Below are 22,949 nucleotides of genomic sequence, written 5' to 3' on the forward strand. Positions count from 1 at the left end.
ATATGAGAGGAAATAAGATAAAATGGCAATCAGACAGATTAGAACCATCGGAGATGAGATCCTTACAAAACCGTGCAAACCGGTAAAAGAAATGAATGAGAGAACGATCGAACTCATTGAGGATATGTTTGAGACAATGTACGAGAGCAACGGCTGCGGTCTTGCGGCTCCGCAGGTAGGTGTTCGCAAGCGCATCGTGGTCATCGATGTGGATGACGGAAACCAGTATGTACTGATCAATCCGGAGATCCTTGAGACGAGCGGCAGCCAGACAGGACAGGAAGGCTGCTTAAGCGTTCCGGGAAAATGCGGACAGGTGACCCGCGCGGAGCATGTAAAGGCAAAAGCGCTCAATGAAAATATGGAGGAATACGAGATCGAGGCGGACGGACTTCTTGCCAGATGCATTCTCCATGAGTGCGACCACCTGGACGGAAAACTTTATGTGGACCTTGTAGAGGGCGAACTTCAGGACACAGTCGGAGAGGAAGAGGAATAATATGCGTATCGTATTTATGGGAACGCCGGACTTCGCAGTTCCGACGCTGACCGCTCTTGTGGAGGGCGGACATGAAGTGATCGCTGCGGTGACGCAGCCGGATAAACCGAAAGGACGCGGAAAATCCGTTCTTATGACGCCTGTAAAGGAAAAAGCGATCGAGTATCAGATCCCGGTATACCAGCCGGTGAAAGTGCGGGATCCGGAATTTGTGGATCTCTTAAAAGTGATGGCACCGGACGCGATCGTCGTTGTTGCCTTCGGACAGATCCTGCCGAAAGTGATCCTGGATCTGCCGAAATACGGCTGTGTGAATGTTCATGCGTCCCTGCTCCCGAAATACCGCGGAGCTGCCCCGATCCAGTGGGCAGTCATCGACGGCGAGAAGGAGAGCGGTGTGACCACGATGATGATGGATGTGGGACTCGACACCGGAGATATGCTCGAGCAGAAAGCGATCCCGCTCGATGAAAAAGAGACGGGCGGAAGCCTGTTTGACAAGCTCTCTGCCCTTGGCGGATCAATGATCTTATCGACGTTAAAAGGACTCGAGGACGGAACGATCACGAGAACTCCCCAGGGAGAATCGGAGACTTCCTATGCGAAGATGCTCACGAAAGAGATGGGACATATCGACTGGACAAAGGATGCGGCGTCCATCGAACGCCTTGTCCGCGGCTTGAATCCGTGGCCGAGTGCCTATACTTCCTACGCAGGAAAAACCATGAAGATCTGGGCAGCGGATGTGGCTGACCTTCCGGGCGAGAGGACTCCGGGAAAGATCCATGTGACAAAAAATCAGCTCTTTGTGGAGACCGGTGACGGCGTCCTTGATGTAAAAGAGCTTCAGCTTGAGGGAAAGAAGCGGATGGATACGGCTTCCTTCCTGCGCGGCTTCCAGATGGAAGACGGAAGTTTCTGCGAATAAGGCCTGTGGCAGGATCACACTGCAGCGCTCAGGCAGAAAAGTGACTGTGAAGTCAACACGGGAACGGCAGAAACGACATCGAAAGGAGAGATGTTTATGTACGGAATGTATGGTTACGGTTATGGATACGGGTTTGACCCGACGATCATCCTTGTACTGATCGGAGTTGCCCTCTCACTCTGGGCGCAGGGACGTGTGAATTCCACGTTCTCCAGATACTCGAGAGTCCGCAGCATGACCGGGATGACGGGTGCTGAGGCGGCGAGACGCCTTCTGAATGCCCAGGGAATCTATGATGTGACGGTCCAGCCGATCGCAGGAGAGCTGACGGACCACTATGATCCGCGGACGAAGACCGTAAATCTGTCCCAGTCCGTATACGGGGCAACTTCCGTCGCAGCGATCGGTGTCGCTGCCCACGAGTGCGGACACGCGATGCAGGACAATGAAGGATACGCTCCGCTGCGCTTCCGGAGCGCTCTGGTCCCGGCGGCAAACTTCGGCTCTAAACTTTCCTGGCCGCTGATCCTTTTAGGACTTGTGTTCGGCGGACTTGGCTCCCCGCTCGTTGAGATCGGGATCCTGATGTTCTCCCTTGCGGTGCTGTTCCAGCTCGTGACGCTTCCGGTGGAGTACAATGCGTCCGCCAGAGCAGTGAGACTCCTGGATTCCCAGGGGATCCTTGCGGGCGAGGAAGTAAGCGGAACGAGAAAAGTTCTGAATGCGGCAGCCCTCACTTACGTGGCAGCGGCGGCGACCTCGATCCTGCAGCTTCTTCGTCTCATTATTCTCTTTGGAGGAAGAAACAGACGTGACAACTAATACGACAAATATCCGGGAGGTCGTCCTTGACGTCCTCCTGGAAGTCCTTGAAAACCACAATTTAAGCCACCTCGTCTTAAAACAGGCGCTGGAAAAGTACCTGTTTCTGGAACGCCAGGACCGCGCATTTATCACAAGATGCGTGGAGGGAACGCTGGAATACAGGATCCAGATCGATGCGGTGATTGACCGCTTCTCAAAGGTAAAGACTGCGAAGATGAAACCGGTGATCCGCGAGATCCTCCGGATGTCGGTCTACCAGATCCTCTATATGGAACGTGTCCCGGATTCCGCTGTCTGCAATGAGGCGGTAAAGCTTGCAAAAAAGAGAAAATTCCAGGGACTTTCCGGCTTTGTAAACGGTGTGCTGAGGACCGTCTCAAGAGAAAAAGAAAATCTGTCCTGGAAGGATGCATCCATCCGGTATTCGATCCCGCAGTGGATGCTGTCCATGTGGGAGGAGATGTTTGGAAAAGAGACCGCGGAGACGATCGCGGCATCGTTCCTGGAGGAACGTCCGCTCACGGTGCGGTTTAACGAGAGTATTGCCCCTGCGGCGGAGACCGTCGAAGAACTGAGAGCCCAGAATATCACGGTGGATCTGTCAGATGTATTCCCTGGGATCGCTTCGATCCGCGGATTTGACTACTTAGACCGAGTCGCCGCGTTCGCGGAGGGAAAGATCACGGTCCAGGATCCGAGCTCCTCTCTGGCAGCCCGGATGGCATCCATCAAGCCGGGAGACTTTGTCCTTGACGTGTGCAGCGCCCCCGGAGGAAAGGCCATGCACGCGGCAGATCTCCTGAGGGGGACCGGAATGGTGGAAGCGCGGGATGTGAGTGAGAGAAAGACGGACCTCATCGAGGAAAATATCATGCGCTGCGGATTTCCCAATATCCGGACAATGGTCTGGGATGCGACGTTCCTGGATCCGTCCATGATCGGACAGGCAGATGTTGTCCTCGCGGATCTTCCGTGCTCCGGGCTCGGAATCATCGGCAAAAAGCCGGATATCAAGGAGCGGATGACGAAAGATGAGATCGTGAAACTGGCTGGACTTCAGAGGGAGATCCTCTCTGTGGTGTCCCAGTATGTGAAACCGGGCGGAACGCTTGTTTACAGCACCTGCACGATCACAAAAGAAGAGAATGCAGAGAACGCGGACTGGATTGAAAAAAATCTGCCGTTTGAGAAAAAAGAGATCCGTGACCTTCTGCCGGAGGCGTTAAAAGCTTCCTGCGAGGAGAACAGGATCCAGCTTTTACCGGGAGTCCATCCGTGCGACGGATTCTTTATCTCGGCATTCAGAAGAAAATAACTGTGCAGATATACCGGACAGTTACAGAAAAAATAACAGAACTGCTGTTTTGGAGAGTGGAGAATGGAAAAGAAAGACCTGAAATCAATGACGTTGGAGGAGCTGACAGAGTTTGTGAAGGAACTCGGCGAAAAGCCGTTCCGTGCGAAACAGCTGTACCAGTGGATGCATGAAAAATTGGCCGCATCCCTGGACGAGTGCACAAACCTGCCGAAAGCGTTTAGGGAAAAACTCGCGGAGAACAGTACATATACGTCTTTACGGACCGTAAAAATGCTGGAATCCGGGATCGACGGGACGAGAAAATATCTGTTTGGTCTCGATGACGGAAACGTGATCGAGAGCGTCCTGATGAAATACCATCACGGAAATTCCGTATGCATCTCATCCCAGGTCGGCTGCCGCATGGGCTGCCGGTTCTGTGCGTCGACTCTGGACGGACTTACGAGAAACTTACGTCCTTCAGAGATGCTGGATCAGATCTACCGGATCCAGAGATCCACGGGAGAGCGCGTTTCCAATGTGGTGGTCATGGGAAGCGGAGAGCCGATGGACAATTATGACAACCTGGTCCGCTTCATCCGGCTCCTCTCCGACGAAAACGGCCTGAACATCAGCCAGAGAAACATCACGGTCTCCACCTGCGGGATCGTCCCGAAGATCTTAAAGCTCGCGGATGAAGGTCTTTCGATCACCCTGGCACTTTCTCTTCATGCGCCGGACGATGAGACGAGAAAGACCCTGATGCCGATCGCCAACAGCTACTCCCTGTCGGAGGTGCTTCCGGCATGTAAGGAATATTATAAAAAGACAGGAAGACGCCTGACCTTTGAGTACAGCCTGGTCCAGGGAGTCAACGACAACCTCGATGAGGCAAAGCGCCTGACAGCGCTCTTAAAGGATATGCAGGGCCATGTGAACCTGATCCCGGTCAACCCGATCAAGGAGCGTGACTTTAAACAGTCCAACCGGGACGCGATCGACGCGTTCAAAGGCTACCTTGAAAAACACGGGATCAACGTTACGATCCGCCGGGAGATGGGCCGCGACATCGGCGGCGCCTGCGGGCAGCTTAGAAAGAGTTACCTGAGTGAGGAGGGACTGTCATGATCTCTTACGCGAAGACAGATACCGGAATCGTGAGAAGATCCAATCAGGATTTCCTGTTTGCATCGGATCAGCCGGTGGGACCGCTCCCGAACCTGTTCATCGTTGCAGACGGAATGGGCGGACATAAAGCAGGGGATTTCGCATCCCGGTATGTCGTGGAACATATGAAAGAAAATATCGAAAATTCTGACGCTGTGAGTCCAGTGATGGTCCTGAGAAAAGCGCTTGAAAAGACGAATCTCGGCCTTTATGAGGAGTCCATGGAAGATCCGGAGCGGGAAGGAATGGGATCCACCCTGGTGGCGGCCACCATCGAGGACGATATGATGTATGTGGCAAACGTGGGGGACAGCAGACTCTACCTTCTGCGGGACAGCCTGGCCCAGATCACGCGGGATCACTCCCTTGTGGAGGAGATGGTCGCGAGAGGGAAGATGGAGCGGGACAGTGAATCCTACCGGAACCAGAAGAATATCATCACGCGCGCTGTAGGGATCGGAAAGCGTGTGGAGGCGGACTTCTTCGAGGTGCCGCTTCTCGAAAGCGACTGCGTTCTGCTCTGCTCCGACGGACTGACAAACATGGTGGATGACGCAGAGATCAGCCGCGTCTTAAAGACGACGGATACACTGAAAGAGAAGACGGACGCCCTGATCGATGAGGCAAACCGGAACGGAGGAAAGGACAACATTGCGATCGTCCTTGTAGAACCTCAGATAAGTGAGGTGAATGTATGATTCTATATCCTGGAACGATGCTCCAGGATCGGTATGAGATCCTGGAAAAGATCGGATCTGGCGGAATGTCAGATGTGTATAAGGCAAAATGCCATAAGCTGAACCGCCTTGTCGCGATCAAGGTTCTGAAATCGGAGTTTACTTCCGACGCCACTTTTGTCAGCAAATTTAAGATGGAAGCCCAGGCGGCAGCCGGACTTTCCCACCCGAATATTGTCAATATCTACGACGTTGTGGATGAAGGAGACATCCACTTCATCGTTATGGAGCTCGTAGAGGGAATTACTTTAAAGAGCTATATCACGAAAAAAGGTCATCTTGAAGTGAAAGAAGCGATCGGGATCGCGATCCAGGTTGCCTCCGGGATCGAGGCTGCCCACGAGCAGCATATCATCCACCGGGACATCAAACCGCAAAATATGCTGATTTCCATGGATGGCAAGGTGAAGGTCGCGGATTTCGGGATCGCGAGAGCCGTCTCCTCCCAGACCATGAATGCGGCGACGGTAGTGGGATCCGTCCACTACATTTCCCCGGAGCAGGCGCGGGGCGGATACAGCGATGAGCGGAGTGATCTGTATTCTCTCGGTATCACGATGTTCGAGATGGTCACCGGTCATGTCCCGTTTGAGGGAGACAACACCGTGACAGTTGCGCTGGCACATCTGGAAGATCCGATGCCGGATCCGAGAACACTGAATCCGGAGGTTTCCCCGAGTCTTGCCCGCATCATCTTAAAATGTACGGAAAAGAGACCGGAACGCCGCTATCCGAGCGCGGCAGCCGTGATCAGCGACCTGAGAAGAGCGCTCTTAAACGACGATGATCCGAATGTCGGTGTGATCGAGGAGGAAGACCACAGCTCCGATACGATCGTGATCAGCCCGAATGAGCTGAATATGATCAAGACCAGGAGTGGAGAGCGGATCCGGGAGTCAAAGCCGGTGAAGGAGATCCGTGAGCGCAGGGAACGGCGTGATCTGGAAAAACGTTATGAGCAGCCGGAGGGCGCAAAGAAAGACCAGAAAAAGAGCAAAGAGAACGACGAAGCGACCGGGCTGGAAAAGATCCTGACCGGCCTGGGTGTTGCGGCAGCCGTGATCATCGTGGCGGTCGTGATCGTATTTATCCTGAAACTCGGCGGCCTCTTCAGGAGCAGCACGCCGGAAGATCCGACGGAGCAGGTCTCCCAGGAGGCGACCACGGAGGAGGCAAAGACCACAGCGGTATCGGAGACAACGATCAGCCAGAAAGAGGTCTACATGCCGAATCTTGTGGGACATTCACAGGATGAAGCTGAGAAGATTCTGCAGGGACTCGACCTTTCCATGCAGGTGGAGCAGGAAAATTCCGACGGTGTGGAAAAAGGCATGGTCATTTCCCAGAAAGAGAAACCGGATACCGTGATCCCGCGCTTTTCCAAGGTGACTGTCGTCATCAGCGCCGGATCTGACAAGGTGGATCTCGCGGAACTCGGACTTTCCGGAATGACTCTTGAGACGGCAGTGCGCCTCTTAGAGGGAAAGAACCTGAAAGCAGATGTGCAGGAAGAATCCAGCGAGGATGTCCCGTCCGGAACCATCATCCGCTATGAGCCGGAGGACAAAGTGGCACTCGGAAGTACTGTGACTCTGTATGTGAGCACGGGGCCGGAGGAAGAATTTGTCTCTGTTCCGAATCTCTACGGAAAGACAGACGCGGAGGCATCCGCACTTCTTTCTGCGGCAGGACTTGTGGCGGGCGAGATCTCAAAAGAGTATGACAGTACGATCTCGGCCGGTCATGTCATCAGCCAGGGCGTTGAGGCAGGAACCCAGGTCGCACCCGGAGAGACCGTGGATTATACCGTGAGTCTCGGACCGGAAGCGCCGAAAAAACAGTTTATCGCCTCCCTGGATGCAAGTTATCCTCTTCAGGTCTCCTACGGACCGGGGGCAGCGTCCTCCGAGATCCAGATCCTGATCCGTTTAAAACAGACGGTAAACGGAAAAGTGACCTACACGAAACTTGCAGAGCCGAAGTCCTACAGCGCGGACACGACCTTAAATATCAAGCTTGACAAGATCCGCGGCGCAGACGGCGTGCAGACCGGTGAAGTGGAGATCGTGGATCTCACGAACAATGTCGTTCTGACCTCGTACAACGTAACCTTTACGGAAGTTGACAGCTGATAAAAGGCGGCAGAGAGCGGATACGAAACCTGACTGCGGAGCATACGGGCAGTCAGGATGAGATATGGGAGAGTGTATGACTGGAAAAATCATTAAGGGGATCGCCGGATTTTACTATGTCCATGACGGCGTTTCCAAAGTATATGAATGCAAGGCAAAGGGCGTATTCCGGAACAGGAAGATCAAACCTCTTGTGGGTGACAATGTGGAATTCGATGTGCTCTCAGAGGAGGAATGCCTCGGAAACATCGTGGAGATCCTCCCGAGAGAGAATTCCCTGATCCGCCCGGCCGTCGCGAACATTGACCAGGCGATGATCGTGTTCGCGGTCGCTGATCCGGAACCGAACTTAAACCTTCTGGACCGGTTCCTTGTCACGATGGAAGCCCAGGATGTGCCGGTGGTGATCTGTTTTAACAAGACGGACCTCGGAAAAGAGGGAGAGGCTGACCGGCTCGCTGAAATCTACCGGAACGCAGGATATGAAGTTCACTTATCCTGCGCTCTTGAGGGAGATGGGATCGAGGCGATCCACGATCTTCTCCGGGGAAAGACGACAGCTCTTGCCGGTCCATCCGGTGTCGGGAAATCGTCCCTGACGAACCGCATTCAGCCGGAGGCGGAGATGGAGACGGGTGCTGTCAGCGAGAAGATCAGGAGAGGACGCCACACAACGAGACATTCCGAGCTGTTTTTCGTCGAGAAGGAAACCTTCGTGATGGATACGCCCGGATTCAGCTCGATCTTTGTTGACGATATGAAGCCGGAGGAATTAAAAGACTATTTCCCGGAGTTTGAAGCCTATGAGCCGGAATGCCGGTTCCTTGGCTGCGTCCATGTAGGAGAGCGGGAATGCGGTGTCAAGGATGCCGTAAAAGCAGGAAAGATCGCAGGATCCCGGTATGACAATTACCGGTTGATCTATGATGAACTTAAGAATAAAAGGAGATATTAAGATCATGTATATTTTAGCGCCATCGATTCTTTCAGCAGATTTTTCAAAACTTGGAGAGGATGTAAAGACTGTTTCCGACGCCGGAGCGCAGTACATCCATCTCGACGTGATGGACGGAGCGTTTGTTCCGAGCATTTCCTTCGGTATGCCGGTGATCTCTTCCCTCAGAAAGACGACAGACCGTGTGTTTGATGTCCACATGATGGTGGAGGAGCCGGGAAGATATGTAAATGATGTGAGAAAGGCCGGCGCGGACCTCATCTGTGTCCACCAGGAAGCCTGTCTTCACCTTGACCGTACGATCAACCAGATCAAGGAGACCGGCGCGAAAGCGGCTGTCGCATTAAACCCGGCGACACCTGTGGAGACTCTCTCCTGCATCTTAAAAGAGGTCGATATGTTCCTCATCATGTCCGTCAATCCGGGATTCGGCGGACAGAAATTTATCCCGTACACCTTAGAGAAGATCAAAAAACTCCGCACCATGTTAAATGAGGCCGGTCTTACCACGGATATCGAAGTGGACGGCGGCGTCAATGCGGCAAATGTGAGAGATGTTCTCGACGCCGGTGCAAATGTCATCGTTGCCGGTTCTGCGGTATTTAAGAATGATGCGGCAGCGAATACGCGGGAATTTTTAAAGATCTTTGACGAGTATTCTGCAAAATAGAACCGGCAAAGTCTGCGGTCACTGTGGTATCATACGGAATTCCCGCTTCAAGAATTCCCGGATACGAAGAGTAACGAAATTATTTCATCAGCCATGCGTTTCCTGTATGCCATGAAGATCATGGAACAGGAAACGTCATGGCTGGATTTTTATCTCAGTCAGATAAGATCCCACCTGATCGGATCAAAAGGAGTGTGACAACGAAAATGAGTTCAGATATGAAAGAAGCTGCGGACACTTGCCTGATCGTGTCCGGCGGGCCGACAGACCGGGAGTTTGCGGCAAAATTTGTGAAGGAGAGGAAGTACCCGTATGTGATCGCGGTGGACGCCGGACTGGCTGTCTGTGAGGACCTGGGACTTGTCCCGGATCTCGCGGTGGGGGATTTTGACACCTTTGGTCTGGAGCGGATGGAGGAGCTAAGGAAGAAGGAAGGCTGGGCAACGGATGTCCACAAACCGGAAAAGGATGAGACGGACACAGACCTCGCAGTCCGCTCCGCTCTCCGCGCCGGTTTCCGCACAGCCCATGTGCTCGGCGCTACGGGCGGAAGACTGGACCACGAGCTCTCCAACATTCACCTGATGAGGGCTGCGAAAGACGCCGGACTTTTTATGGAGATCTATGATGCAAAGAACCGGATCTTTCTCCTGACGCCGGACGATGAAGAACATTCCGTCTTTCGAAAGACAGACCTCTACGGAAAATACGTCTCTTTTCTGCCGCTCACGGAGAAAGTTCTCGGGATCACGCTGGATGGATTTAAGTATCCGCTCCATAATAAGGATATCTCGATCCTGGAAAACCCGAGTCTCTGCGTCAGCAACGAGGTCCCCGGGGAGTCTGCAAAGATCTCATTCCGTGAGGGGATCCTGATCTGTGTGGAATCCGGAGACTAAGATGCGGGATCAGGAAAACGCTGCAGAATGAAAAAGATGAAAGACTGAGCGCAGGACACAGGCAGAAGGCGGGACCGGAAGAGTGGAATAAGAATCTACTGGACTGCATAAAAAAACCAAAACTGGACATTTTGCACAATCCACATGAGTGTTACTATGGATGACAAGACAGAAGAGACAGCTCCTGCATGACCTGTCGGAATGGCTCCGGAAGCTCATATTCACGAAGAGCGATTCCTGATGCCGGACGGCATACATCTGAAGAGAACTGCCGGATGGACTGTCAGTAACACACGAGGGGAGACTTAATTATGAAAGAAAAGAATGACCAGTTAATGAAAATCGCGCAGGCGGGCCTGATGGCGGCGCTCTGCTATATCGGATATGCGGTGTTCCCGGCGATCTCAGCCAGCGGAAGCAAGATCCACATCGGAAATGCGTTCGTCGTCCTTTCCGCGTACCTCCTCGGAGGTGTCTACGGAGGTCTTTCCGGAGCGGTCGGCTTATCGATCGCTGATATTGTCGGCGGTTACGCGGCATCTGCACCGAGAACCTTTATCACAAAGCTTGTGATCGGCCTGATCGTCGGCTTCGTAGCTCATAAGATCGCGAAGCTTTCCGATGAACATGACCATGCGTATGTGATCCGTTGGTCCGCGATCGCTGCAGTCTGCGGTCTCGGCTTCAACTGCTTCTTCGAGCCGGCGTTAAAGTATGTATGGTACACCTTATTATTCCCGAATGCTGACAAAGCCGCATCCGCGATCAAGGCGCTCCTTGCGATCACAACGTACACGACGATCATCAATGCAGTGATCAATTCCGTGATCGCCGTGATCCTCTACGCAGCGCTCCGCCCGGCTTTAAGAAAAGCGGGGTTGATTGCTGCAGAGAGAGTGTAAAAGATCAGGATTCAGGGAAAATAACTGAAAGATATGAATCAAAGTATTTTCCGCAGAATTTCTATTTGTCTATGTGCTGATGCCCGTGTGAGCAGGAATCCCGGGAACGGCAGTGTATAAACGAAGGGGATTGCGGAAACACAGAAAGACTGGAAGAAAAATTATGCAGAAAAAAATTGCTGTGATCAATGATCTTTCCGGGTATGGCCGCTGTTCATTAACAGTGGCTATTCCTGTTTTATCGGTCATGGGCCATCAGTGCTGTCCGGTACCGACAGCGATCCTCTCGAACCACACGGAATTTCCGGTGTATTTCTTCGATGATTACACGGAAAAAATGACAGCCTACACTGACAAGTGGAAGGAACTCGGTCTCTCCTTCGATGCGGTGGCGACAGGATTTCTCGGCTCGGAGGCACAGATCGAGATCGTCATGGACATGATCCGGAAACTGGAGTCGGAGGAGACGTTTGTCGTCGTCGATCCTGTCATGGGAGACCATGGACATGCCTATGAGACCTACACGCCGGAGATGTGCGAGCAGATGAAGGAACTCGTCTGCATGGCGGATATCGTCCTCCCGAACGTGACGGAGTGCTGCATCCTCACGGATACCCCCTACAAAAAGGAAAACTGGACGCGGCGGGAGCTTTTAAATATGGCGATGATGCTTCGGCTCATGGGTGCGAAGTCCGTGGTCATCACGGGAGTCCGCGAAGGCAGCTATTACACGAACGTGGTCCTGGAACGCGGGCAGATGGAAGCAAAATTTATCAGGACAAGATCTTCCGGCGGCGAGCGCCCGGGAACCGGAGATGTTTTCTCCTCCGTTGTGGCGGGGGCGCTCCTAAATGGAAAGTCCCTTCCCGAGGCAGTCGCTCAGGCAGCAGGTTTCGTGAAAGAGTGCATCAAAGTCTCCGATGAGGAGCAGATCCCGCACGCGAACGGCGTCTGCTTTGAGAAGATTCTGGGGAAACTGATAAAAAAGTAAGAGAAATCCCCTTCCTTTTCTCGAAGAAATATGATATATTTTTACCAAAGCGTGTTTTACGCAGGAAAGCCGTCAGATATCGGAGAACGTGTATCAGGAAAACTCCGGGTCTACGGACGGCACCGGATCTGATAAAGCCGGAAGAGAGAAAATTTACGCGGCGTTTCCGCAGATCGACCGGAAATGAGCAGGCCTGATCCTGAAATGTTGGAATTGCTGCAAAAATAAGGAGAAAAGCGATGTTAGATTTAAGATTTGTAAGAGAAAATCCGGAAGTCGTAAAGCAGAACATCCGGAATAAATTCCAGGATGCGAAACTTCCGTTAGTAGACGAAGTGATCGAGCTGGACGAGGAGAACAGAAAAGTAAAGAAAGAGGCTGATGATCTCCGCGCAAACAGAAACAAGATCTCCAAACAGATCGGTGCGTTAATGGGACAGGGAAAGAGAGAAGAAGCAGAAGAGGTAAAGAAACAGGTTACCGCAGCTTCTGATCACCTTGCTGAACTTGAGGAGAAAGAAAAAGACCTCGAGGAGCGCATCAAAAAGATCATGATGACGATCCCGAACATCATCGATCCGTCCGTTCCGATCGGTAAAGATGACAGCGAGAACGTGGAAGTACAGAAATTCGGTGATCCGGTCGTTCCGGATTTCGAGATCCCGTACCACACAGAGATCATGGAGAGATTCAACGGAATCGACCTTGACTCTGCAAGAAGAGTTGCCGGAAACGGTTTCTACTACTTAATGGGCGATATCGCAAGACTTCATTCTGCAGTGATCGCATATGCAAGAGATTTCATGATCGACCGTGGATTCACATACTGCGTACCGCCGTTCATGATCCGCAGCGATGTTGTTACCGGCGTTATGAGCTTCGCAGAGATGGACGCTATGATGTACAAGATCGAGGGCGAGGACCTCTACCTCATCGGTACAAGTGAGCACTCCATGATCGGTAAATTCATCGACCAGATCATCCCGGAGGAGGAACTTCCGAAGACCTTAACAAGCTATTCTCCGTGCTTCCGTAAAGAGAAAGGCGCACACGGCATCGAGGAGCGCGGTGTATATCGTATCCACCAGTTCGAGAAACAGGAGATGATCGTTGTCTGCAAGCCAGAAGAATCCAAGATGTGGTTCGACAAGTTATGGCAGAACACCGTAGACCTGTTCCGTTCCATGGACATCCCGGTTCGTACCTTAGAGTGCTGCTCCGGTGACCTCGCTGACCTGAAGGTAAAATCTGTCGATGTTGAGGCATGGTCCCCGAGACAGAAGAAGTACTTCGAGGTAGGAAGCTGCTCCAACCTTGGCGACGCTCAAGCAAGACGTTTAAGAATCCGTGTAAACGGAGCGGACGGAAAGAAATATTTCGCCCACACCTTAAACAACACGGTTGTAGCTCCGCCGAGAATGCTGATCGCTTTCCTGGAGAACAACTTACAGGCAGATGGTTCCGTAAGAATTCCGGAAGTTTTAAGACCGTATATGGGCGGCAAGTCCGAAATCAAATAAATAAGGAATTTCATAAAGCTGTGGCGAGTCATTTTGTCACAGCTTTTTTCCGTTTTGTAACTGTTCAATACCCTCACGATTGCGGGCAGACATCCATTCCAAACCGGCTTCGCCGATGGGATTTTTGCCTTCAAACCTATGTTATATTACGGTCAGCGCAGCAAGTGCGCAGATCTACGGAACAGTTACTCTGTTTTTTATATTACAAAGGAGATGAGTTTCATGCCGGCAGCATTTGCACATGATCTTTACGGGAGAAAAGTATATATGGAGGCAGATCCGGTCATCAAGCGGATCATAAAGAAAGAGCGGTACTGCTTTCTTCTTGGCGCGCATGGACCGGATGTCCTGTTTTTTTACAAAGCGCTCGGAAAGAACAAGGTGAACCAGAAAGGCGTGAGAATGCACGGGGAACCGGCTGCAAAGCTTTTTGAGCGGGGAAAGATGCTGGTCCATGAAGCGGAGACGCGGGACGAGCGGGATGAGATGATCGCATACCTCATGGGCGTTGCCTGCCATTTCTGTCTGGATAACCGGGTCCATGCCTATGTGAACGCGGAGGAGAAACGGACCGGGATCACCCACGCGGAGATCGAGACGGAGCTGGAGAGACGGCTTCTGGAGCGCGAACACATGCGGCCGCTCCACTCAAACCTCACCTGCCATTTAAAGATTACTGCCCAGACTGTCCGCGCCTCCTCAAGACTTTTCGATGAGGACCCGATCAAGGTCGCAAAGGCCATTATGAGCTTTAGGACCATGAACCGGCTGTTCATCAACTCCAGCGAATGGACGAAGCGGTTCTGCTGCTTCCTGCTTCGCTTTACGGGCTGCTACGGGGTGATCCACGGCATGTTCATGAGAAAACAGCCGACACCGGGATGTGAGTCGATCACAGACCATCTGGAGAGCGAATTCCATGAGGCAGTCCCGGTCGGGGCGGAGCTTCTCAGCGACCTGTTTACATACCTGAGAGGAAAGGGACCGATGCCGGAACTGTTTTACGGAAACTTTAACGGGGAGACACCGGCGTAATTTTTGCAGACACAATGCGGAAAGAAACAAAAACTTGGAGAATAAAGGAGAACCATCATGCGGGGAAAGATCTATGGAATCGGAGTGGGACCGGGTGACCCGGAGCTTATGACATTGAAGGCGGTCCGCCTGATCCGAGAAGCAGATGTGATCGCGATCCCGGGAAAAGACCGGGAGTCCTGCACCGCATATCAGATCGCCAGCGGGGCAGTTCCGGAGATCAAAGATAAGGAGATCATCCCTGCGGTGTTTCCGATGACAAAAAATGAGACTGTGTTAAGGGAGAGCCATGAGGCGGCGGTTCAGAGCCTTACGGCGCTTATGGACCAGGGAAAGACCATCGCGTTTCTGACGCTGGGGGACGTGACGATCTATTCGACCTACGGCTATGTCCATCAGAAACTTTTGAGTCTCGGATATGAGTCGATTCTGGTAAACGGGGTCCCGTCCTTCTGCGCGGCGGCGGCAAAACTCGGGATTTCCCTCGGGGAAAAGGCGGAGGCGATCCACATTCTGCCGGGATCCTATCCGGTCGCAGACGGACTGGAGCTCCCGGGAACAAAGATCTTAATGAAGTCAGGAAAAAAGATCGGGGACGTGAAGCGGGAACTCATGGAAAGAGAGCTTCCGGCCTGGATGGTGGAAAACTGCGGAATGGACGGCGAACGGCTTTTTGAGAGCGCTTCGGAGATTGCGGAGGACGCGGGATATTATTCCCTTATTATCGCGAAGGACAGGGAGGAACAGTAGCGCATGGAGACAAAAAAATGGCGGACGATCCGGATCGGAACGCGGAAGAGCAGACTGGCGCTCGTTCAGACAAAGATGGTTGCGGAGGCGATCCAGGCAGTATGTCCGGAGGTCGTGTGCGAGCTGGTGCCGCTGATGACAAAAGGCGATAAGATCTTAAAGACATCCCTCGTGGCGTTCGGCGGAAAAGGCGCGTTTGTCGAGGAGTTTGAGCAGGGACTGTTAAACGGGGAGATCGACCTTGCGGTCCACAGCGCGAAGGACATGCCGATGGATCTGAGCGACGGGCTCTGCATTGGGGCAGTTTTAAAACGGGAAGATCCGAGAGACGTCTTTGTAACGGTAAAAGGCCGGACTTCGGAGCGGATGCCGCGGATCATCGGAACGGGAAGCCCGAGACGCCAGGTTCAGATCATGGAGCGCGGGGACGTGGAGTGCAGACTTCTTCGCGGAAATGTCGATACACGGCTGGAAAAACTATATGCGGGAGAGTATGACGGGATCATTCTTGCTGCTGCTGGTCTCTCCCGCCTCGGACTTCTGGATGATCCGAGATTTTCATTTGAATTCCTGGAACCGGAAATCTTTATCCCGGCGGGCGGGCAGGGGATCATCGCTGTTGAGACAAAAAAAGGCAGCGAGGTTTTAAAGATCCTGGAAAAACTGAATGACAGAGAGGCGGAGCGCGCCCTGTTTGCGGAGCGGAAGGTCCTGCGTCTTCTTGGGGCAGGCTGTACCGCGGCAGTTGGTGTGTACGCGAAGGAAGAGAATGGAAGCTTCCGGATGGATCTGATGAGGGAAACAAAGAACGGAGTAACCCGCACTCAGGTTTCAGGAGCAGCGGAGGATTCCATGAGACTCGCGGAGCTTCTTGTCAGACAGGGAACCGATGGGGATGTGCCGGCAGGAAAGGCATTTCTCGTCGGAGCAGGTCCGGGAAATGGCGGTCTGATCACTGTAAAGGGGCAGCAGATCTTAAAAGCGGCGGAAGTTCTCGTATATGACCGGCTTGGCTCCGAGGAATTATTGTCTTTAGTGCCGGAATCCTGCGAGCGGATCTATGTCGGGAAAGAGGCGGGTCACCACATCAAAAAACAGTCGGAGATCAACCGGATCCTTGTGGAGAAAGCACTGGAGGGGAAACGTGTAGTCCGCTTAAAAGGTGGAGATCCCTTCGTCTTTGGGCGAGGCGGCGAGGAGATCCAGGCACTCACGGAGGCAGGAATCTCCTATGAGGTCGTCCCGGGCGTCACATCCGCGATCGGAGCACTGGAAGCGGCCGGGATCCCGGTCACACACCGGAATATCGCAAGAGATTTCCATGTCTTTACAGGACATATCTCCCATGAGGACGGCGGAGGACTCTACGGGGATTACAGCCTGTACGCGAAGCTTCCGGGAACCCTGATCTTCCTTATGGGACTCTCGAACCTTGAGGAGATCGTGAAACGTCTCATAGATGGCGGAAAAGACGGGGAGACGCCTGCAGCCGTTGTGACGGACGGAACACTGTCCCGAATGCGCGTTGTCCGGGCATCCTTAAAGGATCTGCCTGAGGCTGTAAGAAAAGCGGGACTTACGCCTCCCGGGATCATCGCTGTGGGTGAGGTCTGTGCCTTCCACTTTACATCTATGGTGCCGGGCGTGCTTACCGGAATCACGGTGGGAGTCACCGGAACAGAAGCCGTCGGAGGACGGATCATGGACCGGCTGGCAGTCGAAGGGGCGAAGACGATCCGCGCCGGGGAGTCGGTCGTAGTGAGAGAACCGATGGATCGCCTGGATCAGGCATTCACGGATCTTGCACAGTACAGCTGGGTGATCTTCACAAGCCGGAATGCGGTGAAGATCTTCTTCGAGCGGATGCATGAAAAGCATGTGGATCTCAGAAAACTCGGCTCTTTAAAGTTTGCCGCTGTCGGGCGCGGGACCGGGGAGTATCTCGCAAATATCGGGATCACGCCGGACTTTATCCCGAAAGAATACACGACGAAGGCGCTGGCAGACGGACTTGTGGCGCATCTGAAAGAAGCAGGAGAAATTTCCGGGATTTCCGAGAGTGGAAAACTTCTGATCCCACGGGCAAAACAGGGATCAAAGATCCTCACGGATCGGCTGGAAGAACAGGGATATCTGTTTGATGACATCCCGATCTATGATGTGCGGGCGGAGCAGACAGATCTTTCGCGGCTGAAACATGCCGACTACATCACATTTGAAAGTGGTTCCGGCGTCCGCGGATTTTTCGCAGGACGGGAGAAAGATGCGGCAGCTCTGTTTGGAACGGCGCGCCCGGTCTGCATCGGAAAAGTGACAGCGGCGGTCCTCGCGGAGTATGGAGTGACAAATGCCCTGACAGCCTCCGATTACACTGCGGACGGGATCCTGGAGGTGCTGCTGGCGGACCGGAATGAGATCGCGAGATAACAAAAGTTGCGGGGCCTGCAGGGGCAGAGGAAAACAATGGAGACGTTTGTATATAAGGACCATAAAAAGTTAAGATGCGGCTACACAACGGGAACCTGCGCGGCGCTTGCGGCCCAGGGGGCAGTGCGTTTCCTTCTCACTGGTTCCTGGAGAGAAACAGAGGAACTCATGACCCCGAAAGGCATCCCGGTTCGCGTGGCGCTGGAGGAGAAAACTTCCGGGGATGGCTGGGCGGAGTGCGCAGTCCGGAAGGACGCCGGGGATGACTATGATGTGACGAACGGGATCCTCGTGTACGCGCGGGCGGAATTTCCGGATGCAGAGACGGGAGCTGCAGACCATGCAGTCGGCAGTTTCCTTCCGCAGATCGTGATCGACGGCGGCATCGGGATCGGCCGTGTCACAAAGCCGGGACTCGACCAGCCGGTCGGCGCTGCGGCGATCAACTCGGTGCCGAGAAAGATGATCCGGGACGCCGTGGATGCACTTCTCGAAGAGGCCGGGGAACTCCGGTCTGTTCTCGTTACGATCAAGATCCCGGCTGGTGTGGAAGCTGCGAAAAAGACCTTCAATCCGGTCCTCGGGATCGAGGGCGGGATCTCGGTGCTCGGAACCAGCGGGATCGTGGAGCCGATGAGCGAGGAAGCACTCGTGGAGACGATCCGGACGCATCTGAATGTTTTAAAGGCGGAAGGGCGCCGCTGGGTCATTGCTGTACCGGGAAATATGGGAGCGGGATTTCTGCAAACATATTTAAAAAGCTGTCCGGGAAAATACAAATCCAAGGATGAGGCTTCAGGAATCTGCGATCAAACGGAACCGTTGGATCGTCAGTCCTCGGACTGTTCCGATCGAAACTCTTCGGTGAATTCTTCCGAACAGGATGAGCAGAAAAAAAGTCTGGAAAAATCACTCGTTACGATGAGCAACTTCGTCGGAAAGACGATCGACATCGCTGCAGAACTCGGCTTTTCCGGGATCGTGATCGCCGGTCATATGGGAAAACTCGTGAAGATCGGAAACGGGATCATGAACACACATTCAAGGGAAGCCGACGGGCGGATGGACACGCTCTTATCCTGCGCGCTTTCCGCGGGCACCGAAGATCTGGAGCTATTAAGAAAGATCCAGGGATCCAACACGACGGACGAAGCGATGGACCACTTAAAACAGGCAGGCATCCTGGAAGATACGATCCGCGTATTTCTAAAACGTGCCGCCTGGCACCTCGCCCACAGATCCCGGGACGAGCTGAAGACGGGAATGATCGTCTTCGGAACAAAAGGGGAGTACCTTGGTGAGACGGATGATGCGGCAGAGATCCTGAAAGAGGCACTGTCGGAGCTGAAAATGCAGTCGTTATGCGAAGAGGAAGATCATCGTAGGTAAGCCCGGTGTGTGGACATGTGATGACAGGGCATGAAGAATGTTAAATATCGATAAAAAATCGGGAGGAAGATGTGCATGATACATTTTGTTGGAGCCGGAAGCGGGGCGCCGGATCTGATCACGGTCCGGGGACAGAGATTCCTTCGGGAAGCGGATGTCGTGATCTATGCGGGATCCCTTGTGAATCCGGAACTGTTGAAAGAGACGAAGCCGGGCTGTGAGATCTTAAACAGCGCCTATATGACGCTCGACGAGGTGATCGATGCCATGGAGAAAGCGGAAGAAGCCGGAAAGGTGACCGTGCGTCTCCACACCGGAGACCCGGCGATCTACGGCGCGATCCGGGAGCAGATGGACCGGCTGGATGAGAAAAAGATCGCCTACGATGTATGCCCGGGCGTCAGCTCCTTCTGCGGCGCTGCATCGAGTCTCCATGCGGAACTCACGCTGCCTGGCGTGTCCCAGTCCGTGATCATCACACGGATGGCAGGGCGGACGGATGTCCCGGAAAAAGAAAATTTCCGTTCCCTGGCAGCCCACCATGCGACGATGGCGGTCTTTCTCAGCACGGGTCTGCTCGCGCAGATGGAAAAAGAGCTGGCGGAAGCCGGATATGAGCCGGATACCCCTGCGGCGATCATCTACAAGGCGACATGGCCGGATGAGAAGATCGTCCGCTGCACCGTCTCCACGCTGGCACGGTCTGCAGAGGAAAACGGGATCCGGAAGACGGCGATGATCTTCATCGGTGATGTATTCGGGACAAGAGATCACAATGGTTATGAGGAGTCGAGACTTTATGCGCCGGACTTCTCCACAGAATTCAGAAAGGGGACGGACCAATGAAAAAACTGACTGTCGTCGGCATGGGCCCCGGAGAATATGAATCCATGACGCTCCGTGCCGTAAAGGCGCTTAACACCTGCGATGTGATCGTGGGATACACGGTCTATGTGGAGCTTGCGAAGCCGTACTTTCCCGATAAGGAATTCTTGACGACCCCGATGAAGCGGGAGATCGAGCGCTGCGAGATGGCATTTGCGGAGGCGGAAAAAGGACGATCCGTCGCGATGATCTGCAGCGGGGATGCCGGAGTTTACGGAATGGCGGGACCGATCCTGGAGCTGGCAGAAAAATATCCGGATGTGGAACTGGAAGTAATCCCGGGGATCACGGCGGCGCTCTCCGGCGGAGCAGTCCTCGGCGCTCCGCTCATGCATGATTTCGCAGTGATCAGCCTGAGCGATCTTTTAACCCCGTGGGAGACGATCGAAACCCGTCTCGATGCCGCGGCAAAGGCGGATTTTTCCATCTGTCTCTACAACCCGTCGAGCAAAAAACGCGCCGACTATTTAAAACGTGCGTGTGAGATCTTCCTGAGGTATAAATCTCCGGAAACGGTCTGCGGGATCGTGAAAAACATCGGACGGGACGGGGAAATGAAGAAGGTCATGACACTCGCGGAATTAAAAGACTACGAGGCGGACATGTTCACGACTGTGTTTATCGGAAACAGCCGGACCGAAAAGTCTGTTCTTGGCGGACAGGACTGGATGGTCACACCGAGAGGATACCGGATATGAAAATAGAGGAAGAAAAAAAGATCGCGATCTTTGCGGGGACCACGGAAGGCCGGCTTCTCGCGGAGAGACTGGCCGGGAGCAATGTCCGGGCGGATGTTTTCGTCGCGACGGAGTACGGAAAAGAGGAGATCCCGGAGGCACCGAATCTCCATGTCTATGACGGGCGCATCGATGAGAACGGGATGGAGGATCTGTTCCGGGAAAAACGGTACGATCTGATCCTGGACGCGACGCACCCGTTCGCGAAAGCCGTTACGGCAAATATCCGCGAGGCGGCGAAGAAGACAGATACGGCGTTTTTGCGGATCCTGCGGGACGGAGGCAGGAGCGGAATTCGGGTCCAGACGCTGGTGGAAATCCAGAAAATGGCGGCTGACCGGAAAAATGAGCCGGTATTTGTCGATTCGGTCCGCACGGCAGTCGAATTTCTGAAAATGACTGAAGGACCGGTCTTCGTCACGACCGGGAGTAAGGAATTATCTGCGTTTCTGGAGCTTCCGGACTGGGAGACGAGAGTCTACGCGCGCGTCCTCTCGATGCCGGATGTCGTAAAGACATGTGCGGACATGGGATTCTACGGCAGCCATCTGATCGCGATGCAGGGACCGTTTTCGGAAGAGCTGAATGTCGCGATGATGAGATCCGTCCATGCGAAATGGATGGTGACGAAGGAATCTGGGAAAGCCGGCGGCTTCGGGGAGAAAGTCAGCGCTGCGAAGAAAGCCGGAGTCGGACTCGTCGTGATCGGGCATCCGTCGGAGGATGGAATCTCACTGGAAGATGGGATCAAATATCTGGAGAAAAATTTTTCACTCGCAGCTTCCGATGGGCATGAAAAAGACGATGCGGACGACAGACCGGAACAGGCAGGAGAGAGCTGCCAAACAGGTTCAGATCTGATAAACACAGATCATATCGCTCCGGAGAAAGCAGATCGGAACCAGCCCGCTCCTGCACAGGAAGACTCCGCCGGATCAGCGGTCGGAGAAAACATAAAAAACGAAAAAATTCGCCAGGTTTTCCTCATCGGAACCGGCCCGGGAGATTCATCCTGGCTTACAGGCGAGGCAAAGAAACGTCTTGAGGCGTGTGACCTGATCGTCGGCGCATCCCGCTGTGTTAGACAGCTTGCCGATTTCCACAAGCCGGTCTACGAGGCATATCAGCCGGAAAAGATCGCAGATTATCTGGACAGCCATCCGGAAGCAGGGATCATCTGCGGAGCCATGTCAGGCGATACCGGATTCTACAGTGCGGCGGAGAAGCTCTCCACAGTCCTGGAGAAGCGCGGATCGTATGAAGTCACGATCATTCCGGGGATTTCATCGGTCGGATACTTTTTCGCAAAGATCCGGCGCCCGTGGGATCATGTAAAACTCTTCAGCATGCATGGTCAGGAGACAAATTTTGCGTCCGAACTGAAACGCACCGGACGCGCGTTCGTCCTTGGAGGCGGAACCGATTTCTACGGGAAGATCTGCGGACAGCTGGAAGAACTCGGAATGCAGGATGCAAAGCTCTTTATCGGTGAGAACCTCTCTCTGGACGGGGAGCAGGTCCTCTCCGGATCCCTGGAGACATTCAGGGAGCGGAAGGCTCCGCCGCTGGCGGTCCTCTATGCGGAATGGAACGGTCCGCTCCGGTCGTTGTCGCATGGTCTCCCGGATGAGACATTTCTTCGCGGCAAAGTCCCGATGACAAAGATGGAAGTCCGCGCGGTTTCCGTATCGAAGCTGGAGCTGACGGAACATTCCGTTCTCTACGATGTCGGGGCCGGAACGGGGTCGATCTCCGTGGAGTGCGCGGGACTTTCCGACTCGGTAAAAGTCTTTGCGATCGAGAAGAACCCGGAAGCAGTGGAGCTTCTGGATCAGAATTTCCGGAAATTTGCACTCACAAATGCAAAAATCATCGCGGGAAATGCCCCGGAGGCATTGAATGACCTTCCTGCTCCGACGCACGTCTTCATCGGCGGGAGCGGCGGAAAGATGGAGGAAGTCATTGCGCTCTGTCTCAAGAAGAATCCTAAGACAAGATTTGTCGTAAACCTCATCACACCGGAATCTCTTGCAGCTGTCCTTGCGGCGGCGAAGACACTTCCGGTAACGGAACCGGAGCTCGTGACCCTGACAGCAGCCAGATCAAAAAAAGCCGGAAACAGCCACCTGATGATGGGACTGAATCCGGTGTGGATCGTGAGCTTTGAAGGGAACAGGGGATGAGAACAGTCAGAATTTTCTGCA

Annotated in this window: 20 protein-coding genes; all 20 read left to right on the plus strand. The window is 53.6% G+C overall.

Features of this window, described 5'->3' with window-relative positions; genetic code table 11:
• Positions 1 to 22 precede the first annotated feature (22 nt).
• The 20 genes from def to cobK all read left to right on the plus strand — a co-directional run bounded on the left by def (position 23) and on the right by cobK (position 22,928).
• Positions 23 to 499: a peptide deformylase gene (gene def / locus ACI3EW_RS07795; RefSeq protein ID WP_118298097.1), complete on the plus strand. Its 477-nt coding sequence runs from the start codon at positions 23 to 25 to the stop codon at positions 497 to 499.
• Position 500: 1 nt separating this feature from the next.
• A complete protein-coding gene (gene fmt, locus ACI3EW_RS07800; RefSeq protein WP_118298098.1) occupies positions 501 to 1,427 on the plus strand; it encodes a methionyl-tRNA formyltransferase in 927 nt (308 codons plus the stop codon).
• A gap of 96 nt (positions 1,428 to 1,523) precedes the next feature.
• Complete coding sequence (locus tag ACI3EW_RS07805; RefSeq protein ID WP_118298099.1) at positions 1,524 to 2,249, plus strand: zinc metallopeptidase; 726 nt, start codon at positions 1,524 to 1,526, stop codon at positions 2,247 to 2,249.
• Positions 2,239 to 3,567: a 16S rRNA (cytosine(967)-C(5))-methyltransferase RsmB gene (rsmB, locus tag ACI3EW_RS07810; protein WP_243022307.1), complete on the plus strand. Its 1,329-nt coding sequence runs from the start codon at positions 2,239 to 2,241 to the stop codon at positions 3,565 to 3,567. The genes ACI3EW_RS07805 and rsmB overlap by 11 nt, the downstream gene beginning before the upstream one ends.
• A gap of 63 nt (positions 3,568 to 3,630) precedes the next feature.
• Complete coding sequence (gene rlmN / locus ACI3EW_RS07815; protein ID WP_118650133.1) at positions 3,631 to 4,677, plus strand: dual-specificity RNA methyltransferase RlmN; 1,047 nt, start codon at positions 3,631 to 3,633, stop codon at positions 4,675 to 4,677.
• Positions 4,674 to 5,414 carry a Stp1/IreP family PP2C-type Ser/Thr phosphatase gene (locus ACI3EW_RS07820; RefSeq protein ID WP_118298102.1) on the plus strand — a complete coding sequence of 247 codons (741 nt, stop codon included), beginning with the start codon at positions 4,674 to 4,676 and terminating at the stop codon, positions 5,412 to 5,414. The genes rlmN and ACI3EW_RS07820 overlap by 4 nt, the downstream gene beginning before the upstream one ends.
• Entirely contained in the window at positions 5,411 to 7,585 is a 2,175-nt protein-coding gene (gene pknB, locus ACI3EW_RS07825) for a Stk1 family PASTA domain-containing Ser/Thr kinase (protein ID WP_405581574.1), read from the plus strand. Before ACI3EW_RS07820 ends, pknB begins: the two co-directional genes overlap by 4 nt.
• A gap of 76 nt (positions 7,586 to 7,661) precedes the next feature.
• On the plus strand, positions 7,662 to 8,540 hold the full coding sequence (gene rsgA, locus ACI3EW_RS07830) for a ribosome small subunit-dependent GTPase A (RefSeq protein WP_118298104.1): 879 nt from the start codon (positions 7,662 to 7,664) through the stop codon (positions 8,538 to 8,540).
• A gap of 4 nt (positions 8,541 to 8,544) precedes the next feature.
• Positions 8,545 to 9,210 carry a ribulose-phosphate 3-epimerase gene (gene rpe, locus ACI3EW_RS07835; protein ID WP_118298105.1) on the plus strand — a complete coding sequence of 222 codons (666 nt, stop codon included), beginning with the start codon at positions 8,545 to 8,547 and terminating at the stop codon, positions 9,208 to 9,210.
• A 206-nt stretch (positions 9,211 to 9,416) separates the two neighbouring features.
• Positions 9,417 to 10,109 (plus strand): thiamine diphosphokinase, encoded by a 693-nt coding sequence (locus ACI3EW_RS07840; protein ID WP_252197354.1) that lies wholly within the window; start codon positions 9,417 to 9,419, stop codon positions 10,107 to 10,109.
• A gap of 311 nt (positions 10,110 to 10,420) precedes the next feature.
• Positions 10,421 to 11,011: an ECF transporter S component gene (locus ACI3EW_RS07845; RefSeq protein WP_118532068.1), complete on the plus strand. Its 591-nt coding sequence runs from the start codon at positions 10,421 to 10,423 to the stop codon at positions 11,009 to 11,011.
• 163 nt (positions 11,012 to 11,174) lie between these two features.
• Positions 11,175 to 12,002, plus strand: coding sequence for a pyridoxamine kinase (locus tag ACI3EW_RS07850; protein ID WP_118321011.1), 828 nt, complete (start codon positions 11,175 to 11,177; stop codon positions 12,000 to 12,002).
• 239 nt (positions 12,003 to 12,241) lie between these two features.
• Entirely contained in the window at positions 12,242 to 13,522 is a 1,281-nt protein-coding gene (gene serS, locus ACI3EW_RS07855; protein ID WP_118298108.1) for a serine--tRNA ligase, read from the plus strand.
• Between the two features lie 222 nt (positions 13,523 to 13,744).
• Positions 13,745 to 14,557, plus strand: a complete 813-nt coding sequence (locus ACI3EW_RS07860; protein WP_182426816.1) for a zinc dependent phospholipase C family protein — start codon at positions 13,745 to 13,747, stop codon at positions 14,555 to 14,557.
• Positions 14,558 to 14,614: 57 nt separating this feature from the next.
• On the plus strand, positions 14,615 to 15,307 hold the full coding sequence (gene cobI, locus ACI3EW_RS07865; protein WP_118532072.1) for a precorrin-2 C(20)-methyltransferase: 693 nt from the start codon (positions 14,615 to 14,617) through the stop codon (positions 15,305 to 15,307).
• A 3-nt stretch (positions 15,308 to 15,310) separates the two neighbouring features.
• Positions 15,311 to 17,734, plus strand: coding sequence for a hydroxymethylbilane synthase (gene hemC, locus ACI3EW_RS07870; protein ID WP_118532074.1), 2,424 nt, complete (start codon positions 15,311 to 15,313; stop codon positions 17,732 to 17,734).
• A 36-nt stretch (positions 17,735 to 17,770) separates the two neighbouring features.
• The gene (cbiD, locus tag ACI3EW_RS07875) at positions 17,771 to 19,123 is read left to right on the plus strand and encodes a cobalt-precorrin-5B (C(1))-methyltransferase CbiD (protein WP_118532076.1); all 1,353 of its coding nucleotides are present in this window, start codon (positions 17,771 to 17,773) and stop codon (positions 19,121 to 19,123) included.
• A 75-nt stretch (positions 19,124 to 19,198) separates the two neighbouring features.
• On the plus strand, positions 19,199 to 19,969 hold the full coding sequence (gene cobM / locus ACI3EW_RS07880; RefSeq protein ID WP_118532078.1) for a precorrin-4 C(11)-methyltransferase: 771 nt from the start codon (positions 19,199 to 19,201) through the stop codon (positions 19,967 to 19,969).
• Positions 19,966 to 20,706 (plus strand): precorrin-3B C(17)-methyltransferase, encoded by a 741-nt coding sequence (gene cobJ, locus ACI3EW_RS07885; protein ID WP_118321017.1) that lies wholly within the window; start codon positions 19,966 to 19,968, stop codon positions 20,704 to 20,706. Before cobM ends, cobJ begins: the two co-directional genes overlap by 4 nt.
• A complete protein-coding gene (gene cobK / locus ACI3EW_RS07890; RefSeq protein WP_485663352.1) occupies positions 20,703 to 22,928 on the plus strand; it encodes a precorrin-6A reductase in 2,226 nt (741 codons plus the stop codon). The genes cobJ and cobK overlap by 4 nt, the downstream gene beginning before the upstream one ends.
• The last annotated feature ends 21 nt before the right edge of the window (positions 22,929 to 22,949 follow it).

Origin of the sequence: Pilosibacter rotomagensis (genome assembly GCF_045062245.2) — a bacterium.
Taxonomy (GTDB): Bacteria; Bacillota; Clostridia; order Lachnospirales; family Lachnospiraceae; genus Pilosibacter.

Bases quoted from the DNA above. Each gene is read 5' to 3' on its own strand.
- pknB (WP_405581574.1), top strand. From the start codon at position 5,411: ATGATTCTATATCCTGGAACGATGCTCCAGGATCGGTATGAGATCCTG.
- ACI3EW_RS07820 (WP_118298102.1), top strand. From the start codon at position 4,674: ATGATCTCTTACGCGAAGACAGATACCGGAATCGTGAGAAGATCCAAT.
- ACI3EW_RS07840 (WP_252197354.1), top strand. From the start codon at position 9,417: ATGAGTTCAGATATGAAAGAAGCTGCGGACACTTGCCTGATCGTGTCC.
- def (WP_118298097.1), top strand. From the start codon at position 23: ATGGCAATCAGACAGATTAGAACCATCGGAGATGAGATCCTTACAAAA.
- ACI3EW_RS07805 (WP_118298099.1), top strand. From the start codon at position 1,524: ATGTACGGAATGTATGGTTACGGTTATGGATACGGGTTTGACCCGACG.
- cobK (WP_485663352.1), top strand. From the start codon at position 20,703: ATGAAAATAGAGGAAGAAAAAAAGATCGCGATCTTTGCGGGGACCACG.
- rlmN (WP_118650133.1), top strand. From the start codon at position 3,631: ATGGAAAAGAAAGACCTGAAATCAATGACGTTGGAGGAGCTGACAGAG.
- cobM (WP_118532078.1), top strand. From the start codon at position 19,199: ATGATACATTTTGTTGGAGCCGGAAGCGGGGCGCCGGATCTGATCACG.
- ACI3EW_RS07845 (WP_118532068.1), top strand. From the start codon at position 10,421: ATGAAAGAAAAGAATGACCAGTTAATGAAAATCGCGCAGGCGGGCCTG.
- cobI (WP_118532072.1), top strand. From the start codon at position 14,615: ATGCGGGGAAAGATCTATGGAATCGGAGTGGGACCGGGTGACCCGGAG.
- cobJ (WP_118321017.1), top strand. From the start codon at position 19,966: ATGAAAAAACTGACTGTCGTCGGCATGGGCCCCGGAGAATATGAATCC.
- rsgA (WP_118298104.1), top strand. From the start codon at position 7,662: ATGACTGGAAAAATCATTAAGGGGATCGCCGGATTTTACTATGTCCAT.
- cbiD (WP_118532076.1), top strand. From the start codon at position 17,771: ATGGAGACGTTTGTATATAAGGACCATAAAAAGTTAAGATGCGGCTAC.
- ACI3EW_RS07850 (WP_118321011.1), top strand. From the start codon at position 11,175: ATGCAGAAAAAAATTGCTGTGATCAATGATCTTTCCGGGTATGGCCGC.
- fmt (WP_118298098.1), top strand. From the start codon at position 501: ATGCGTATCGTATTTATGGGAACGCCGGACTTCGCAGTTCCGACGCTG.
- serS (WP_118298108.1), top strand. From the start codon at position 12,242: ATGTTAGATTTAAGATTTGTAAGAGAAAATCCGGAAGTCGTAAAGCAG.
- rpe (WP_118298105.1), top strand. From the start codon at position 8,545: ATGTATATTTTAGCGCCATCGATTCTTTCAGCAGATTTTTCAAAACTT.
- hemC (WP_118532074.1), top strand. From the start codon at position 15,311: ATGGAGACAAAAAAATGGCGGACGATCCGGATCGGAACGCGGAAGAGC.
- ACI3EW_RS07860 (WP_182426816.1), top strand. From the start codon at position 13,745: ATGCCGGCAGCATTTGCACATGATCTTTACGGGAGAAAAGTATATATG.